This window comes from Providencia sp. AGC89 (assembly GCF_053543535.1).
The window spans coordinates 1-15,264 of the sequence record NZ_JBIXLP010000013.1 but is presented as its reverse complement, the minus strand read 5'-3'; the positions used below and the strand labels follow the sequence as shown (position 1 = coordinate 15,264).

Below are 15,264 nucleotides of genomic sequence, written 5' to 3'. Positions count from 1 at the left end.
GTGTTGAGCCATACTAACGTAAACACCAAAGGATAATCGTGGAGGCAAAATGTTTCCATTTGAACTCATTCGCTGACATGGCTTTTCCTAAAGAGAGCATCGACAGTATGAGTGTTTATCAATTAGGTAATTTTTGCAACAAGCCCCCAGATTGAATACTTGAGAACAAATTGGAGTATGGCCAAACAACCCAAAATAAGCGTATTTACTTGTTTTTATTTGTGCGTATGTTACAAAGTAATACAAATTATCAATATGTGTTTATATTAGATTAATATTTTGTTTTTTAATTTTTTATGATTTATTATTCTGTGTTTAGCTTATCAATTTTTGACTAATTAAAATTTAAAAAAATTAACTAACCTAACTTACCTAATGATATGTAGGTAAAATTAAAGGGTATTAAAAATTGTAACATGAGAGTAATTAAGTAAAAGTTCGATAGGAGACGATTTGATCTTTAAGTTTTACACCTTATAATTGTACCCGCTTGGTTAAACCAGTTATGAATTTTATATTTATTTAATTACTAATTTTAAATTAGTAATTGTTTTCAATTACTGGAAAGATTACTAATATGAAATTTGAAAAGAATAGCATTAATAGTCAGTGTGATAATCTATTTTCAATTTACTGTGGGGCTGCTATTAAAAAGATCAGAAAAGAGTGTGGGATGACTGGCACTGAACTGGCAAGAAAATTAAATGTTTCACAGCAACAGATGTCTCGGTATGAACGAGGTATTAATAAGATTTCAATAGATATGTTATTTAATTTATCAATAGCATTGAATGTCCCATGTGAAAAAGTAATTAAAAATGCTTTACTTAAAATGGAAAAATCAAATTGTGATGATGAGTTAATATTGAAAAAAATAATAATAGCTTCTAATACCGTCCACTTTTATTAATCATAGTTGAATAAATATTTTTTAGTAATAGAAGTAAATCAAGTTGTTTGTTTATAAATCATTGAGGAATATATGAAGAAAATATTATTATTAGCACTAGTTTCTAGTGCTATGAGCACTTCTGTACTTGCTGCAGATATGGGCCATGGAAAAGTGAATTTTAAAGGCTCTATTATTGATGCACCATGTTCTATTTCACCAAATTCAATTGATCAAACTGTTGAGCTTGGACAAATATCAAATATGGCTTTAGTTAATGGTGGTAAATCTACTCCACGTACTTTTGATATTGCATTAGAAAATTGTGATGTAACTGACGTAAAGAAAGGCGTTCAATTAACATTTAGTGGTGCAGCGGCTTCATTTGATAATTCAAACAAAACGTTAGGTATCGTTGGTACTGGTGCAGGAGCAGGCATACAAATTACAAATGGTGGCGGGAATGTAATTACGTTAGGTACACCAATACCATTCCAAAATATTCAAGATGGGAATAATACCCTGCGTTTCTCAGCGTATTTAATGGGTAATGGTGGTGATATTAAAACTATTACTGCCGGTGAATTTAGCTCCGTAGCTGACTTTACGCTGTCATACGAATAATCAATATTTAGTAGCTAGCAAAAAAGGATATTTTGCTGGCTTATTTCAAATGGAAGCCAGCGTAGGAGAGGAAGCAATGAAATATTTAATGATCAGTAGACTGCTTTCGTTGAGTCTTAGTATGTATTCTCTCATAAATATTTCCCCTGCCAATGCGCTAGGTTTGGTAAAGATGAGTGGCAGTATCATTGAAACAGCCTGTGCTATTGATGTTGGTAGCCGTGATCAAACTATTAATATGGGAAGCCTCTCTCTGAGTGATATCCGTCGAGATGGTCAAGGCCCAGTACATCCGTTTGTTATTAAGTTAGTTAATTGTGTTCTTGAACGTCAAAACCCGAATAAACCTAATTGGCAATACTTTCGAGTCACCTTTGATGGTGCACATCAACACGGATTATTTAGTGTGAATGGTCAAGCCAAAGGTGTTGGACTACAAATTCAACGTAATGATGGCAGAGAAATTATTGTTCCAGGACAAGCTCTATCTGCTCAAACTTTGACGCAAGGCTCCCGTGATTTAGCTTACGAATTAAGGTTGGTAGCTAATCATACTCCATTAGTATCAGGGCAGTACTACAGCCAATTAAGCTTTAAATTGGATTATGAATAATTCAATTATTAATTTTATATGTCAAAACCAAGTATTGATTTTGAATAAAAAAGCTAAATGGTTTTATTAATAAAAAAGAAATAAGAAGGTCGAGATGATGGCCCCAGGTTTTATTCATATGCCGTTGTTACGGGTAAGCCGTCCTCGGTTGATGGGACTACTTATTGCTTTATCCCTAAGTTGTAATAGCTACGCTGAGCAGATTGAATTTAATACGGATATTTTAGATGTCAATGACCGCGCAAACATTAATTTAGCTCAGTTTTCACGTCCAGGCTTTTTAATGCCAGGAGAATATCGTTTTTCTATTTTTATAAATAAGCATCAACTACCTGAACAAACCGTATTTTATTATGTACCCGATGGTCAGCCAGATGAGAGCGTGGCCTGTTTAAGCCCTACATTAGTTGAGCAACTTGCGCTTAAACCTTATTTATTGCCAACCCTAAAATGGTGGCATGATGGGCAGTGTTTATCACTAGAAAGCTTACCGGGCACTGAAGTTAAAGGGGATTTAGCTGCTTCCGCTTTATATGTCAGTTTACCACAAGCATATTTGGAATATACAGCCGAAAACTGGGATCCACCTGCTCGTTGGGAAGATGGATTACCTGGCGCTATTTTTGATTATAACCTCAATGCACAGGTTGGTCAGCAAACTCGAGGCGGACAACGAACAAATGTCAGTACCAGCGGTAATGGTGTTGCGGGTGTTAACTTAGGTGTATGGCGTATGCGTGCTGATTGGCAAATGCGTTTAGACAAACAGCAAGGACAAGATACTTCTAGTTCATTAGATTGGACTCGATACTATGTCTATCGTGCAATTAAATCTCTCGGGGCAAAACTCACTTTAGGTGAAGATTATTTAGCCTCAGATATTTTTGACAGTTTTCGATTTACGGGACTCAGTCTGATCACCGACATCAATATGTTACCACCTAATTTACGGGGATATGCCCCCGAAATAACAGGTGTAGCTAAAAGTAATGCTACCGTTATTGTGAGCCAGCAAGGCCGTATTATTTATCAAACACAAGTTGCCGCTGGCCCTTTTCGTATTCAAGATTTAAATGATGCACTATCCGGTGAGATTAATGTTGAAGTTAAAGAACAAGATGGCTCAATTCAAACGTTTACGGTGAATACAGCCAGTGTTCCTTATCTCACTCGCCCAGGCCAAGTACGTTATAAGCTTGCCGCTGGACGTCCAACTGATTGGCGCCACCACGTGAGCGGTGAAACGTTTGCCAGCAGCGAGTTTTCGTGGGGAGTAAATAACGGTTGGTCATTATATGGTGGCGGCGTTGCAGCGGAGAATTACACTTCCGTTGCGGTTGGTATCGGTCGAGATCTGATGACGTTTGGCGCGCTGTCTTTTGATATCACCCATGCGCGTTCACGGTTAAAAGGGTTAACTGAAGTCGGCGATAAAACGTATCACGGTAATTCATATCGTTTGAGCTATTCAAAACGATTTGATGCCTACAATAGCCAAGTGACATTTGCGGGATATCGTTTTGCTGAGCAAGGTTTTATGAGTATGTCTGAGTACTTAAATGCCCAGTCTACGGGGAGCCGCCAGTATAGCAGTAAGGAAATGTATACGGTTTCCTATAACCAACAATTTCCGGAGCTGGGGCTCAGTGCTTATATAAATTATTACCATCAAACCTACTGGGATCAGCCTGATAATGACCGTTATAGTCTATCTTTAGCACGTTATTTTGATATCGGGAAATGGAAAAATTTAAGTGTTAACTTGACGGCTTATCGAAATCGTTATCGGCAGACTAATGATGATGGGGCCTACCTTTCCTTTTCATTGCCTTGGGGGGAGAGTGGCTCGCTTAGCATGAACAGCAGTTGGGATGAGAGTGATAATTCTCAACGAGTCAGTTATTACGATCGATTAGATGAACGTACTAATTACCAATTAAGTACCGGATGGTCTCGTTCTGGTGGGTTAGTGAGTGGTTATTACACACATCAAGCTGATTTGGCTCAAATCAATGCAAATGCCACTTATCAGCAAGATAGATATCGTTCTGCTGGCTTATCACTTCAAGGTGGTTTTACGGCGATTAAGCAAGGTGTGGTGATGCATCGTGGTAATCAGCTTGGGGGGACTCGAATTTTTGTTGATACGGATGGTGTTCCGAATATCCCATTACGAGGTTATGGCTCAACTATTCGAACAAACTATTTTGGTCAGGCTGTATTAACAGATGTGAACAGTTATTACCGTAATCAGGTCAGTGTCGATTTAAATACATTACCTGAAGATGCTCAGGTATCACAATCGATTAAGCAAGGTACCTTAACAGAAGGTGCTATTGGTTACCGCCAGTTTGATGTTGTCGCTGGACACAGTGCAATGGCCTTATTGCGTTTATCTGATAATAGGTTCCCCCCATTTGGAGCACAAGTTTTCAATATAAAAGGCCAACAAGTGGGAATGGTGGGGGATGATGGGAGTACGTATTTAACGGGGCTCAACCCTAACGATAAATTACAAGTTCGTTGGGATGACAAAGCACAATGTGAAATCACCTTACCTAAAATATTACCGAAGAGCGACACGTTGTTAACGAATTGGTTATTACCGTGCGATGCGACTGGCATCTTACCCATAGAGCAGACACAGATAGTTGTTGAATCGAATACAGCCAGTTTACCGTCGCCTCATTCATTAATTTCTGAGGCATCAGATAAACCGGGTTTGGCCAGCTCAGCGAGCTGGTTAAGAAAATAAAAAATAACATGATTGAAGAAGGTTATCCCTCCTTCATACTAAGGTAAAAAATATGTTACAGAGTAATAAAACCAATAAAAAAAATCATCATCTAATTGCCATTTTTTTGGTTGGAGCAGTGTTGATATCCGCGACACTGTCTTCCGCGCAAGCTGCAATCGCTTTAGATCGCACACGTGCAATTATGACGGGTGAAGATAAATCTATTAGCTTAAATATCAGTAATGAAAATAAACAATTACCTTATTTAGCGCAAGGCTGGATTGAAAATGCCCAAGGTGAAAAAATCACGGAACCTTTTACAGTATTACCTCCCGTTCAGCGTGTTGAACCTGGTGCTAAAAGCCAAGTAAAAATTCAAGCACTACCGAGTGTTGCGTCACTGCCGCAAGACAGGGAATCCGTTTATTATTTCAATTTACGTGAAATCCCACCTAAAAGTGATAAGCCGAACACACTTCAGCTGGCATTACAAACGCGAATTAAGTTGTTTTATCGCCCAAAGGCGATTATTCCAACTCGCCAACAAATGGAGAATCCATGGCAAGAAAAAATCACCCTCACTCGTCAAGGTGACCAATACAGTGTGGAGAATCCAACGCCGTATTTTGTAACGCTTGTTGATGCTGCTTCAGTGAAAGATGGAAAAACAGTCGCGGGGTTTGAACCGTTGATGGTTGCACCTAAAAGCAGTTTGCTTATGGGGGGGAGTACAAAAGCCTTAGGAAGTAAGCCTGTACTCACTTATATCAATGATTATGGTGGGCGACCAACGTTGATGTTTACTTGTCAAGATAATCGCTGTCATGTGGTATCAGATAAACAGTAGCTTAGAACAAGATGACGTTAAAGCAGATTTCAACGCAGGAGAGCCTCATGAAAGAAGCCAATAAGATCCCTCATTGTATGATGGCGTGCGGTTTAGGATTGTCCTTACTCAGTAGCACAGCACTCAGTACTGAACTCGATAAAGTGGATAACTGGGATGTCGATGGTGCTAATGGCACATTATATGTACACGGAGCTTTAACGGAAAGTGCTTGTCGATTAGCGATGTCGTCAGCATATCAAACAGTTGAACTGGGGATATTAGGCACAGGGCAATTACAGAAAGTTGGTCAAACAGGTACCCCTGTCGCGGTACAACTGCGTTTAGAAGATTGTTTAAGTGGTGAAAGTCGTAATCGTAATAAACTCGGAAACTTATTGTGGAGTCCTGATATGCCTGCAATGAAAATTCGTTTTTTGGCAGAGGTGGACAATCAAAGCCCACAATTAGCTGCCGTTACGGGGGCGCAAGGAATCGCATTACAATTGAGTAATGCTTCTTATCATCCTATTGCAATAGGGCAATACAGTACTCCTGAGCTAGTTTCTCCAGGGCAGAATCAATTGACCTATTATATTACCCCGATCCGTACTACAGCAGGATTAAGTTCGGGAGCTTATCAGGCAATTATTCGCTTTCAGGTCAGTTATGATTAGGAGTTAACGATGTTATTGATACAGCATGCGACCATAGGGATTAAAGGCTTTATTACGCTCAGCTTTCTTTTTTTTAGCTCGCTATTATTTGAAAGTCTATTTCATGTCGTACGTGCCGACACTGCAAATCTGAATTTAACGTTGACCATTACGATGCCTCCACAGTGTACGTTTGGTGGTGGTAGTTCAATACAAATTGTACGTTTTGAAGAGGTACAACAAGGATTAATTGATGGAGTGAGTTATAAGCGAACCCCTATTGATACCGGATTATCTTGCCGTGCATTAGAAAAAAATGCGTTGAATATGGCGTTGTCATGGGATCCGGTAACCTTTAATGGCGTTTCTGCTATCAGTACAAGCCGAACAAATTTGGGTATTGCCATTTATCGGGATTCGACTCGCTTAAGTAACGGCGCATCAATTAACTTTACTTACGGTAATCCTCCGAACTTGTACGCAGTACCGATAAAACCTAGCGGTATGATGCTTAGTGATGCGGGATCTTTTACTGGCACAATGACAGTGACGTTAAATTATCAATAAATGTGGGACTATCTCATGAATAATACTCTTTTTGTTCGGTATTTTATCGGCCTGCTTTGTTTATTAAGTCCGATATTATCACGAGCATTGGATGTCTATTTTACAGGAACATTGGTTGTCACGCCGCCAGAATGTACCGTGAATAGTGGTACTGTGGCAGATGTCAATTTTGGCGATATCCATGAAACACTGATTGACAATAGCAGTTATAAACGCACACGTATTGATTACACGTTAAATTGTACGAATGTCTATAGCAATGCATTAAAGATGACGGTCAGCTGGAACCCGATTACGCTCAATGGGCAAAATGTTATTCGTACTGGTCGGACGAATCTCGGGATAGCGGTTTATCAGAATTCGACTCGATTAAGTAATGGTGATGTTGTGAATTTCACTTATGGTAGCAATCAACCTGCACTTTATGCAGTACCAGTAAAACCCTCGGGAACGGTATTAACTGATGGCGGAAATTTTAATGGGACATTAACTTTTGTGGTGGATTACCGTTAAGGAGAACAAAATGAAATTTATTCACCGACAACAAGTAGCTCTCTGCTTTTTTTGTGTAATAAGCTCTCCATTTGCATTGGGGTTAGGGGCAAATCTTTACGGTAATTTAATCGTGACGCCACCTGAATGTATTCTAAATAACAATAATCAAGCGGATATTCATTTTGGTGAGATTTTATTAACGCGCATTGACGGTAATAACTACTTACAAACATTGCCATTGAGTCTATCGTGTACAGGATTAGCAAAAAATAATCTGACATTGATCTTAGAAGGCGACCCTACATTGTTTAATAGCAATGGCGCATTAAAAACAAGCAATGATAAATTAGGCGTTATTTTTTATGTTAACAATATCAGGCAAGCAATTAACCAGCCGGTGAATATTAATTATACTTCTTTGCCTTCTTTAAAAGCTGCGCCGATTAAAAATATGACTGCAAGCTTTAATGATACAGATGGTGGTAGTTTTACTGCTTTGGCAACATTAAAGGTGAACTACCAATGATAAAATTACTGATAAGCACAAGTCAACGTTATTGTTATTTATGCAGTTTAGGAGGGCTCTTCATGATGATGTCCTCTGCAGTGGAAGCCAATTGGTTTTTTGATGGTACGCTAATACTGCCCCCCGCCTGTGAATTAGGACAAAAAAATCCTATACGTGTTTCTTTTGGAAAGGTGGGGGTTCGTAAAGTGGATGGGAATCTATTTAAACAAGACATACCGTATCAATTGAATTGCCAAGGTGACTTAAATCAACCGTGGAATGTGACATTGACGTTCAGTGGAACACTCGCGGGTACGGGATTTGATAATGCGACATTACAAACAAGCAGCCCTATGAATAACGGAAAATTAGGCATTCAAATTCAAAAGGACGGGATACCGTTAGAACTGAACAAGGCGTTTGCAATTAATAGTTCAAATCTACCAAAATTATCGGCGGTTCCGATTAAGCGTGCAGGATCGGAGCTGGTTGGTGATAATTTTTCTGCGACCGGGACATTGACCATCGATTTTCAATGACACGATAAAAGGAAATGAGAAAAATGCAAATACCATTACGTCAATTATGGCCTTTAGTCTTGTCACTAAGTTTAGTTGGAGGCCCGCTTTGTGCGCGGTCGGAAACCGTACAATTTGATGGAACATTGGTTGAGGACGCCTGCGAAATATATCCTGGCGATGAAAATATCGAATTGGATTTTGGCACTATTGTAGACAAATATTTGTATTTGAATACACGAACACACAGCCAGCCATTTACAATTAGGTTAATTAATTGTGATTTAGTGTTGGGTAAAGAAGTTCAAGTAACCTTTATGGGAACTGAAAGTGCAGCATTACCCGGATTATTAGCACTTAATGCAGGGAGCCAAGCAAATGGGATCGCTATTGGTTTTGAAACTCAAAGTGGTGAACCTATCTCGTTAAATAGATCAAAAGACTACACTCAACAGCTCCAAGCCAGTGGCACCAATAACATCAATTTGAAAGCTTATGTTAGAGGCGAACCTATCGCCCTTCGCGATAAATCAATTACACGCGGGACTTTCGAGGCTACTACCACTTTTATTCTTGAATATGAATAACTCTAAAGAAATGGCTAATTTTTGTTAATTATTCAAAATCACAATACCACATAAATATAACAGGAGTTATATATGTCAAAATATAGAATGAAGACAATCTTATATAGTATTTCCATTAATCATCAGTTTTAATAATTCAGCTAATTCAACTGTAGGTTTTGGTCATAGGCCTTACATGAACGCAGCTGTCAGTAATTGTGGTATAGGACAGATGATAGGAATAGGATACAACGCACAGGGAAGTGGCGAAATTATATCAGAATTGGGTTGGGAGCATTTGAGGCGACGACAGCTTTTATGTTGGAGTAAGAGTGATTGGGGTACCATTAGGAAAAATATATGAAATATTAGTATTGTGGTTAAAATAGATTTCATACAAAAATAGGTTGTGTATTTTTGTATGATTATTTTAATCATTTTTATATATAGTGAAGATAGTGAAGATAGTGATATGAAATAATGAAATTAACTCATCATCACCTATTATATATTATTTAAATAACCGGTCATAATGATTTTAAAAAAGGACGTAGATGAAAATTTATTCTGTATTATTAATTTTTATTTCTTTTTACTCTTCAGCTACACTCACTATAACAGCGGAGAGTAACACAATACCAATAAATTCCATATTGGCACAGGGGCCATTAGATAATACAAATGGTGACCCTTTATGGGCAAATTGTGCGAAAATCAACGCTTGCGCCGATGGCATTATGAATGGCGATAATTTACTTACTATTCAAATGTCATCTGAGGGTAGAGAATTTACAATCTATAAAATCCCCATTAATTGTAATGGTGCTTTTACAAATAGAGATGCAGCTATGATTTTCTCCCGCGATATATTACTCGTACAAAAAAGACTATATTTTTATCGACAATCGGGTTCATGGGAACCGTGGGTTTCAGCCGCAGCTTCCGTAGAATGTTATGATAAACAAAATAAAAATTTTATTCTTTATAACTCACATCCGCCGAGCAATATAATTGGAGGTCCTGAGTCTTTAAGTGTTTGTAATTTAAATAGTCAAAACTTATTGCTTAATTTTTCATCAGAAAGCCTCATGGTTGCAGGTCTGAGTAAAAATACAAATTTAACTATTACCTGCACTGCAGGTAATGCTAGGGATTATAAATTAAGGTTAACGGGAACAAATGTCACAAATGGGAAATTGGATTTCAAAAATGGAGTTTATGCTCAAATATCACTCGATGGTATACATATTAATGCTAATGGTGATGGAATTAATTTAAATGGATTAGTTAGTCGCGAAATTCAAGTAAAGGCAACATTATCGGGTTCAGCTTCTACTTCAGGCATAACAACGAGTAACGGAATTTTAATTCTTGAAGCGCTATAAAGGGGCTTGTTGCAAAAATTACCTAAATGAGAAACACTCACGATATTGATTATGTCTTATTAGGAATAGGCCATGCCATCGAATGAGTTTAAATGGAAACATTTTGCCCCCACGATTATCCTTTGGTGTTTACGTTGGTATGGCTCAACACCATTCAGTTATGCCAACGTCAGTGATATGCTGGCTGAACGGGGGGGAGGGCAAAATCGCTAAGCGGGCCTGGGCGACAATCCAAGGCTTTGAAACTTTGCGAAAACTGAATAAGGGTAAATTTGATGAATGGCTACGTCGTGATGAACTCGAGTTTCGTGTACGGGAGCGCTCCGCTTTATGAATCGCTTATTCAATGTGGAGACGGTTTTAGCGTGAAAGATGCCATGGGGCAAAAAATACGCTAATTTATTATTTGCAACAAGCCCCAAAAAACAGTTCAGCTTAAGTATGCCTATAAGCTATAATCCTAATTGACTCGATTTTATCAAATAGGCTAACTAAAATTACTGTGTTAATAATTAACACACAAGGTGATCCTATGGCTCGTACAACAAGTGTAACTATCGGGGCTCAATTGGATGAGTTTGTAAATCAACTCATATCGTCTGGAAGATATGGTTCAACAAGTGAAGTTGTTCGCTCTGCTCTACGTCTACTTGAGGTTCAAGAAAAACAAACGGCAGCATTGAAAATTTTAATTGATGCAGGTGAACAAAGTGGTGAGTCGTCGTTAACACTACATGATATCGCTAAAAAAGTGAAGAATGCTCATAATGTATAAACTTTCCAATCTAGTGGCTAAAGACTTTGATGGGATATTTGAGTATACCTAAATGACATGGGGGTTTGTAATATAAAAATCGAAGAAATAATAATAGAGTGACAAATTATCACTCTATTATTGGGGGTGATGCAAATAATGAATTAGTGTGTTTTTTGCTCGAGCATAATAATTGAAATATTTGGCTAACTTCCTGTAAACCAAATAAAGCCTCCCATTGTTATTACAGACAAAATCGTACTCCAAAATAGGGTTGATGCCATTTCTTGTTCACCTGTTTTATATTCCACCGCAAAAATAACAGCAATGGATGCTGTAGGAATAGCTAAGGTAACCGAAACTAAACCACGTTCAACATGAGGTATAGATAAGGCGATCATTATCACTAGAATAATTAATGGCAATAAAATATTCTTGCTAAGTACGTTTATGATTACTGGAATAGAAAAACTGACTTTTTGTGCGTAAAGAACAGCTCCGACGGCAAATAATGCAACCCCGCCTGTTGCTTGACCTAATAAAATAAATGAGCCTTTTAAGAACTTCGGCATATCTAAGCCAATTAATAACAAAATAAAAGCAAGGATTGGTGCCCATACAACAGGTTGTATAATTGCATTTTTTATACTGCTAGCAATAACTGAAAAAGCACCTTGCTTACTTGTTGAAGTATCATTGGTATCGGCCCCCACTAAAAAGATTAAGGCTAATGGAACCTGAATTAAATTCATTAATAAGCTGCCAACGGCAATTGCAATGTCTGCATCAATAGGAAATAACACACCTAATACGGGAGTTCCAACAAAAGGTACAGCGGGACCGGCAATGGCAATAGCGCGCAATGCAGCTAAACGCGCACTAGATTTGAAAATAAAACGGGAGATAAGAAAAACAGTAATAAATCCCACAACCATACCAACGAAGATCCACAAGAAAACATCAACATTACTGATTATTTCAGTGAGTGGAGTACTCAGAATTCCCGCAAATAGTAATAGTGGTAATGCATATAACATCACCATTTTATTTAATACAGTAGCTTGATCTTTATTGAAATCATGCCTACACCCTGCAAAATATCCAAGTAAAAGCGTTACCACGATCGGTAATAATGCTGTAATAATTGTATCTAACATCAGATAGCCTCTTACTATTCGAAACAATAGGGCGCAATAATATTTATTGCACCTTTTAGTTTATTTAATTACAACAAAGGCGGGGTTGTTGGAATAATAGGAACTTCAATGACAGTAGGAACTGAACGAGAAAATGCTTCCTTACAGATTTGGTTGATTTCATCTAATGTTTCAGCTCGTACACCAACACAGCCGTAACCTTTTGCCAAAGAAACAATATCTAAATCAGGTAAATCTAGACCCGGAACGCCAGGTGAATTTTCTAATTTTGCAAAAGATTTCAAAATTGCATATTCACCATTACGTGGCACAACAAACAATATTGGTAATTTAAGCTGAGCAGCTGTCCATAAACCTTGAATTGAATATTGCAAAGAACCATCACCAATAATGGCAAGAACCGGACGATTTTTACCGCTATCTCTTTCAGCTAATGCAATACCAATACTCGCGGGTAAATTCCAGCCAAGGCTTCCACTGGCAAAAGTATAAAAAGAATCGGGTTTATCAATTGACCATGCGGTATGTAACTCGCCAAGGTTAGAGGGTGATTCTTCAACTAATATTGTATTTTCAGGTGTAAACTCACGCAAACCTTTAAAGAGTTCTAATGCTGAAAGTTGTTCACCTTCTTGCTGTTCTGCCGCAGGGTGGGGAGACATTCTGTGTGATTGTTGTGGTATTTTAGGAGGTGTTGCTGTACGTTTTTGTACTCGGTTGAGTAATGCTTCTAGTGCTAATACTGGGCTAGATAATAGGCTGTCACCAACAGGTGCTTTTCCTGATTCATTAGGATCATCTGTAATATGCAATAACTGCAATCCTTCTGGAATGTACTCACCCGCTACATAGGGATAATAACGGAATATTGGTGCTCCAATGACAATAGCAACATCATAACCTGCTAATTGTTTTGATAATGGCTCAATAGCAAAAGGCAAGCCACCTGCATACAGTGGATGATTTTCAGGGAATGATGGCACTTCAGAAGCCGGTGCGCTGAATACATGGCAATTCAATTTCTCGGCTAATTGAATACCGATATCCCAACCTTGTCCGCGAGCAATCCCAGCGCCATAAATAAGAGCCGGATTTTTAGCTGTTGAAAGAAGATCAGCAAATTGAGAAATGAGAATAGGATCTGGAGCATATCGTGATGCTACGCTCCGCACAACGGCATCTCCTAGCGCAGGTTTATCCCAATCATCTAATGGAATAGATAAAAAGACAGGACCAGCAGGTGGCTGTAATGCCATCGCGTAAGCTCGCATAAATGTAGCAGGTACATCTTCAGCTCTGACTGGTTCATAGCTCCATTTTATCCAGGGTTTAGGCAATTCTGTAGGTGAAACGTTAGTTAACCATGGTTCCATAAGTAACATTTCTCGCGTTTGGTTTCCAGCGGTAATAATTAATGGTGTTTTATTTTGTGCCGCTGTCATGATGTTACTCATTGAGTTACTTAAACCTGCAGAAGTATGGACGTTAACAATCGCGGGTTTACGAGTTGCTTGTGCATAGCCATCAGCAGCACCAACTGCGGATGATTCGTGTAATGTTTGCACGTAACGGAAATCTTCAGGAAAATCCTTTAAAAAAGTTTCCTCAGTTGAGCCTGGATTACCAAATAAAGTAGTTAATTCAAGTTTGCGTAGTAAATTAAAAGTGACATCACGAATAGTTTTTACCTTCATACTGTACTTTCCTTAAATCAAAAAAGTTAATAGTGGTCATGCAGGTGTTATAATAATAAAAGATAAGGTGTATAGATTATTGTTAATTATTTAATTTAATTGAGGGTAAAGAGTTTGCATATTATAGCATTCAACATAGAAAAAATAATGAAATTATCCTGATTGAATATTGATATTAATAGTGTTTGTTAATATTTAATTATTCATTATTTGACTTAATTTAGTTCGAATTACTATTTACTACGGGCTTTTTGAAAAAACTGCCTAAGCGAACTGATCCTACCCGCGTAATGTGGACACAGTCCATGGCTAGGAAGCTGGATAAATAGTTTAATGAACTTGTGTCACTCAGAACCTCGGCTGACGTTTAGTCTTAAAGACCAAGCTTATTTTTTAACACTTCATACGGTGTTTTACCAGCATGAGCTGAGTGGGGGCGATGACAATTATAAAATGCCTCCCATTCAGCTAATTTTTCGTGTAAATCGACATCATCCTTATAATCGATTAATTGATAAAATTCCTGTTTATCTGTTAAATGAGAACGCTCTACTTTCCCATTCAATCTGGGGGTAGCTGGCTTAATATAGACATGCTCCATCCCTAGATCATGAATATGCCAATTAAATTTCGATTGGAATTCGTGCCCATTATCCGTTCTAATCGTTTTGATTCTAAAGGGAAATTTATTTACAACATAATTAATAAAATCAATAGCATTAGCCTGATTGTGCCTTTCATAAATTTTAAGTGCTCTGATCCGTGTCGCATCATCAATTGCTGTATATTGAAAACGTTTAATTCGTTGTCCATCAGGCGTATTAAAAAATAAAAACTTCACATCAACCTGAACATGGTGCCCTGGCACTTGTTTCTGATAACGTTTAAATAGTGGTTTAGAGCGACTTCGCTGATTTTGGGGAAGTTGGTTTAATTTGTTTCTGAGCAATACATAATAGCAGCCAGAGCGTGATATTTTGATGTTATGAAACCGTAGAAGATACCAAGCGATACGTTGGGGACCAAAATGGTAAGTCGTACGCAGATAAATAACCAGCTCTTCGATGTGTTTTGCAACTCTTCTGGTTGGATTTTCAGGGCAGGGTTTATTGTTGATTAATCCTTTCTCGCCATCTCGTTCATAAGCTCTTTTCCAAGTATAAAAAGTTTCTCTACTGATCCCAAAATGACGACAAGTTTTAGCAATATTTTTGCTCTCACGGGCATGATTTAAGATTTTTGTTTTATGTGCAATATCTCGTTTAGCTTTAATGT

16 protein-coding genes and 2 pseudogenes are annotated in these 15,264 nt (G+C 38.0%); 15 read left to right on the top strand and 3 right to left on the bottom strand.

Features of this window, described 5'->3' with window-relative positions:
* The first annotated feature begins 577 nt into the window (after positions 1-577).
* The 15 genes and pseudogenes from ACIPUA_RS05060 to ACIPUA_RS04990 all read left to right on the top strand — a co-directional run bounded on the left by ACIPUA_RS05060 (position 578) and on the right by ACIPUA_RS04990 (position 11,159).
* The gene (locus ACIPUA_RS05060; protein WP_281111419.1) at positions 578-910 is read left to right on the top strand and encodes a helix-turn-helix domain-containing protein; all 333 of its coding nucleotides are present in this window, start codon (positions 578-580) and stop codon (positions 908-910) included.
* 72 nt (positions 911-982) lie between these two features.
* A complete protein-coding gene (locus ACIPUA_RS05055) occupies positions 983-1,513 on the top strand; it encodes a fimbrial protein (RefSeq protein ID WP_281111420.1) in 531 nt (176 codons plus the stop codon).
* A 172-nt stretch (positions 1,514-1,685) separates the two neighbouring features.
* The gene (locus tag ACIPUA_RS05050; RefSeq protein WP_281111421.1) at positions 1,686-2,126 is read left to right on the top strand and encodes a fimbrial protein; all 441 of its coding nucleotides are present in this window, start codon (positions 1,686-1,688) and stop codon (positions 2,124-2,126) included.
* Between the two features lie 94 nt (positions 2,127-2,220).
* Positions 2,221-4,881, top strand: coding sequence for an outer membrane usher protein (locus ACIPUA_RS05045; RefSeq protein ID WP_281111422.1), 2,661 nt, complete (start codon positions 2,221-2,223; stop codon positions 4,879-4,881).
* Positions 4,882-4,933: 52 nt separating this feature from the next.
* Positions 4,934-5,710 carry a fimbria/pilus periplasmic chaperone gene (locus ACIPUA_RS05040; protein ID WP_281111423.1) on the top strand — a complete coding sequence of 259 codons (777 nt, stop codon included), beginning with the start codon at positions 4,934-4,936 and terminating at the stop codon, positions 5,708-5,710.
* Between the two features lie 47 nt (positions 5,711-5,757).
* Positions 5,758-6,366, top strand: coding sequence for a fimbrial protein (locus ACIPUA_RS05035; protein WP_449059349.1), 609 nt, complete (start codon positions 5,758-5,760; stop codon positions 6,364-6,366).
* Between the two features lie 9 nt (positions 6,367-6,375).
* Positions 6,376-6,912 carry a fimbrial protein gene (locus tag ACIPUA_RS05030; RefSeq protein WP_249890896.1) on the top strand — a complete coding sequence of 179 codons (537 nt, stop codon included), beginning with the start codon at positions 6,376-6,378 and terminating at the stop codon, positions 6,910-6,912.
* A gap of 15 nt (positions 6,913-6,927) precedes the next feature.
* Positions 6,928-7,425, top strand: coding sequence for a fimbrial protein (locus tag ACIPUA_RS05025; RefSeq protein ID WP_281111425.1), 498 nt, complete (start codon positions 6,928-6,930; stop codon positions 7,423-7,425).
* A 10-nt stretch (positions 7,426-7,435) separates the two neighbouring features.
* The gene (locus tag ACIPUA_RS05020) at positions 7,436-7,933 is read left to right on the top strand and encodes a fimbrial protein (RefSeq protein ID WP_281111426.1); all 498 of its coding nucleotides are present in this window, start codon (positions 7,436-7,438) and stop codon (positions 7,931-7,933) included.
* Positions 7,934-7,995: 62 nt separating this feature from the next.
* A complete protein-coding gene (locus ACIPUA_RS05015) occupies positions 7,996-8,454 on the top strand; it encodes a fimbrial protein (RefSeq protein WP_348638191.1) in 459 nt (152 codons plus the stop codon).
* A gap of 23 nt (positions 8,455-8,477) precedes the next feature.
* On the top strand, positions 8,478-9,020 hold the full coding sequence (locus ACIPUA_RS05010; protein WP_281111428.1) for a fimbrial protein: 543 nt from the start codon (positions 8,478-8,480) through the stop codon (positions 9,018-9,020).
* A 533-nt stretch (positions 9,021-9,553) separates the two neighbouring features.
* Positions 9,554-10,384: a hypothetical protein gene (locus ACIPUA_RS05005; RefSeq protein WP_281111429.1), complete on the top strand. Its 831-nt coding sequence runs from the start codon at positions 9,554-9,556 to the stop codon at positions 10,382-10,384.
* Positions 10,385-10,456: 72 nt separating this feature from the next.
* Positions 10,457-10,594, top strand: a pseudogene (locus ACIPUA_RS05000) (IS6 family transposase); the annotation flags it as partial.
* Positions 10,593-10,753: pseudogene (locus ACIPUA_RS04995) on the top strand (IS6 family transposase); the annotation flags it as partial. The pseudogenes ACIPUA_RS05000 and ACIPUA_RS04995, both read left to right, overlap by 2 nt.
* 163 nt (positions 10,754-10,916) lie before the next feature.
* On the top strand, positions 10,917-11,159 hold the full coding sequence (locus ACIPUA_RS04990; protein ID WP_249890956.1) for a type II toxin-antitoxin system ParD family antitoxin: 243 nt from the start codon (positions 10,917-10,919) through the stop codon (positions 11,157-11,159).
* Positions 11,160-11,344: 185 nt separating this feature from the next.
* On the opposite strand, the gene ACIPUA_RS04985 is transcribed toward ACIPUA_RS04990, so the two are convergent.
* The 3 genes from ACIPUA_RS04985 to ACIPUA_RS04975 form a co-directional block, all read right to left on the bottom strand.
* The gene (locus ACIPUA_RS04985; RefSeq protein ID WP_249890902.1) at positions 11,345-12,295 is read right to left on the bottom strand and encodes an AEC family transporter; all 951 of its coding nucleotides are present in this window, start codon (positions 12,293-12,295) and stop codon (positions 11,345-11,347) included.
* A 68-nt stretch (positions 12,296-12,363) separates the two neighbouring features.
* Complete coding sequence (mdlC, locus tag ACIPUA_RS04980) at positions 12,364-13,989, bottom strand: benzoylformate decarboxylase (RefSeq protein WP_281111430.1); 1,626 nt, start codon at positions 13,987-13,989, stop codon at positions 12,364-12,366.
* 373 nt (positions 13,990-14,362) lie between these two features.
* Positions 14,363-15,262, bottom strand: a complete 900-nt coding sequence (locus ACIPUA_RS04975) for an IS481 family transposase (RefSeq protein WP_449059348.1) — start codon at positions 15,260-15,262, stop codon at positions 14,363-14,365.
* Positions 15,263-15,264 lie beyond the last annotated feature (2 nt).

Excerpts from the sequence above, each read along its gene's own strand:
- ACIPUA_RS05060 (WP_281111419.1), top strand. The coding sequence starts at position 578 with ATGAAATTTGAAAAGAATAGCATTAATAGTCAGTGTGATAATCTATTT.
- ACIPUA_RS05055 (WP_281111420.1), top strand. The coding sequence starts at position 983 with ATGAAGAAAATATTATTATTAGCACTAGTTTCTAGTGCTATGAGCACT.
- ACIPUA_RS05050 (WP_281111421.1), top strand. The coding sequence starts at position 1,686 with ATGAGTGGCAGTATCATTGAAACAGCCTGTGCTATTGATGTTGGTAGC.
- ACIPUA_RS05045 (WP_281111422.1), top strand. The coding sequence starts at position 2,221 with ATGATGGCCCCAGGTTTTATTCATATGCCGTTGTTACGGGTAAGCCGT.
- ACIPUA_RS05040 (WP_281111423.1), top strand. The coding sequence starts at position 4,934 with ATGTTACAGAGTAATAAAACCAATAAAAAAAATCATCATCTAATTGCC.
- ACIPUA_RS05035 (WP_449059349.1), top strand. The coding sequence starts at position 5,758 with ATGAAAGAAGCCAATAAGATCCCTCATTGTATGATGGCGTGCGGTTTA.
- ACIPUA_RS05030 (WP_249890896.1), top strand. The coding sequence starts at position 6,376 with ATGTTATTGATACAGCATGCGACCATAGGGATTAAAGGCTTTATTACG.
- ACIPUA_RS05025 (WP_281111425.1), top strand. The coding sequence starts at position 6,928 with ATGAATAATACTCTTTTTGTTCGGTATTTTATCGGCCTGCTTTGTTTA.
- ACIPUA_RS05020 (WP_281111426.1), top strand. The coding sequence starts at position 7,436 with ATGAAATTTATTCACCGACAACAAGTAGCTCTCTGCTTTTTTTGTGTA.
- ACIPUA_RS05015 (WP_348638191.1), top strand. The coding sequence starts at position 7,996 with ATGATGATGTCCTCTGCAGTGGAAGCCAATTGGTTTTTTGATGGTACG.
- ACIPUA_RS05010 (WP_281111428.1), top strand. The coding sequence starts at position 8,478 with ATGCAAATACCATTACGTCAATTATGGCCTTTAGTCTTGTCACTAAGT.
- ACIPUA_RS05005 (WP_281111429.1), top strand. The coding sequence starts at position 9,554 with ATGAAAATTTATTCTGTATTATTAATTTTTATTTCTTTTTACTCTTCA.
- ACIPUA_RS04990 (WP_249890956.1), top strand. The coding sequence starts at position 10,917 with ATGGCTCGTACAACAAGTGTAACTATCGGGGCTCAATTGGATGAGTTT.
- ACIPUA_RS04985 (WP_249890902.1), bottom strand. The coding sequence starts at position 12,295 with ATGTTAGATACAATTATTACAGCATTATTACCGATCGTGGTAACGCTT.
- mdlC (WP_281111430.1), bottom strand. The coding sequence starts at position 13,989 with ATGAAGGTAAAAACTATTCGTGATGTCACTTTTAATTTACTACGCAAA.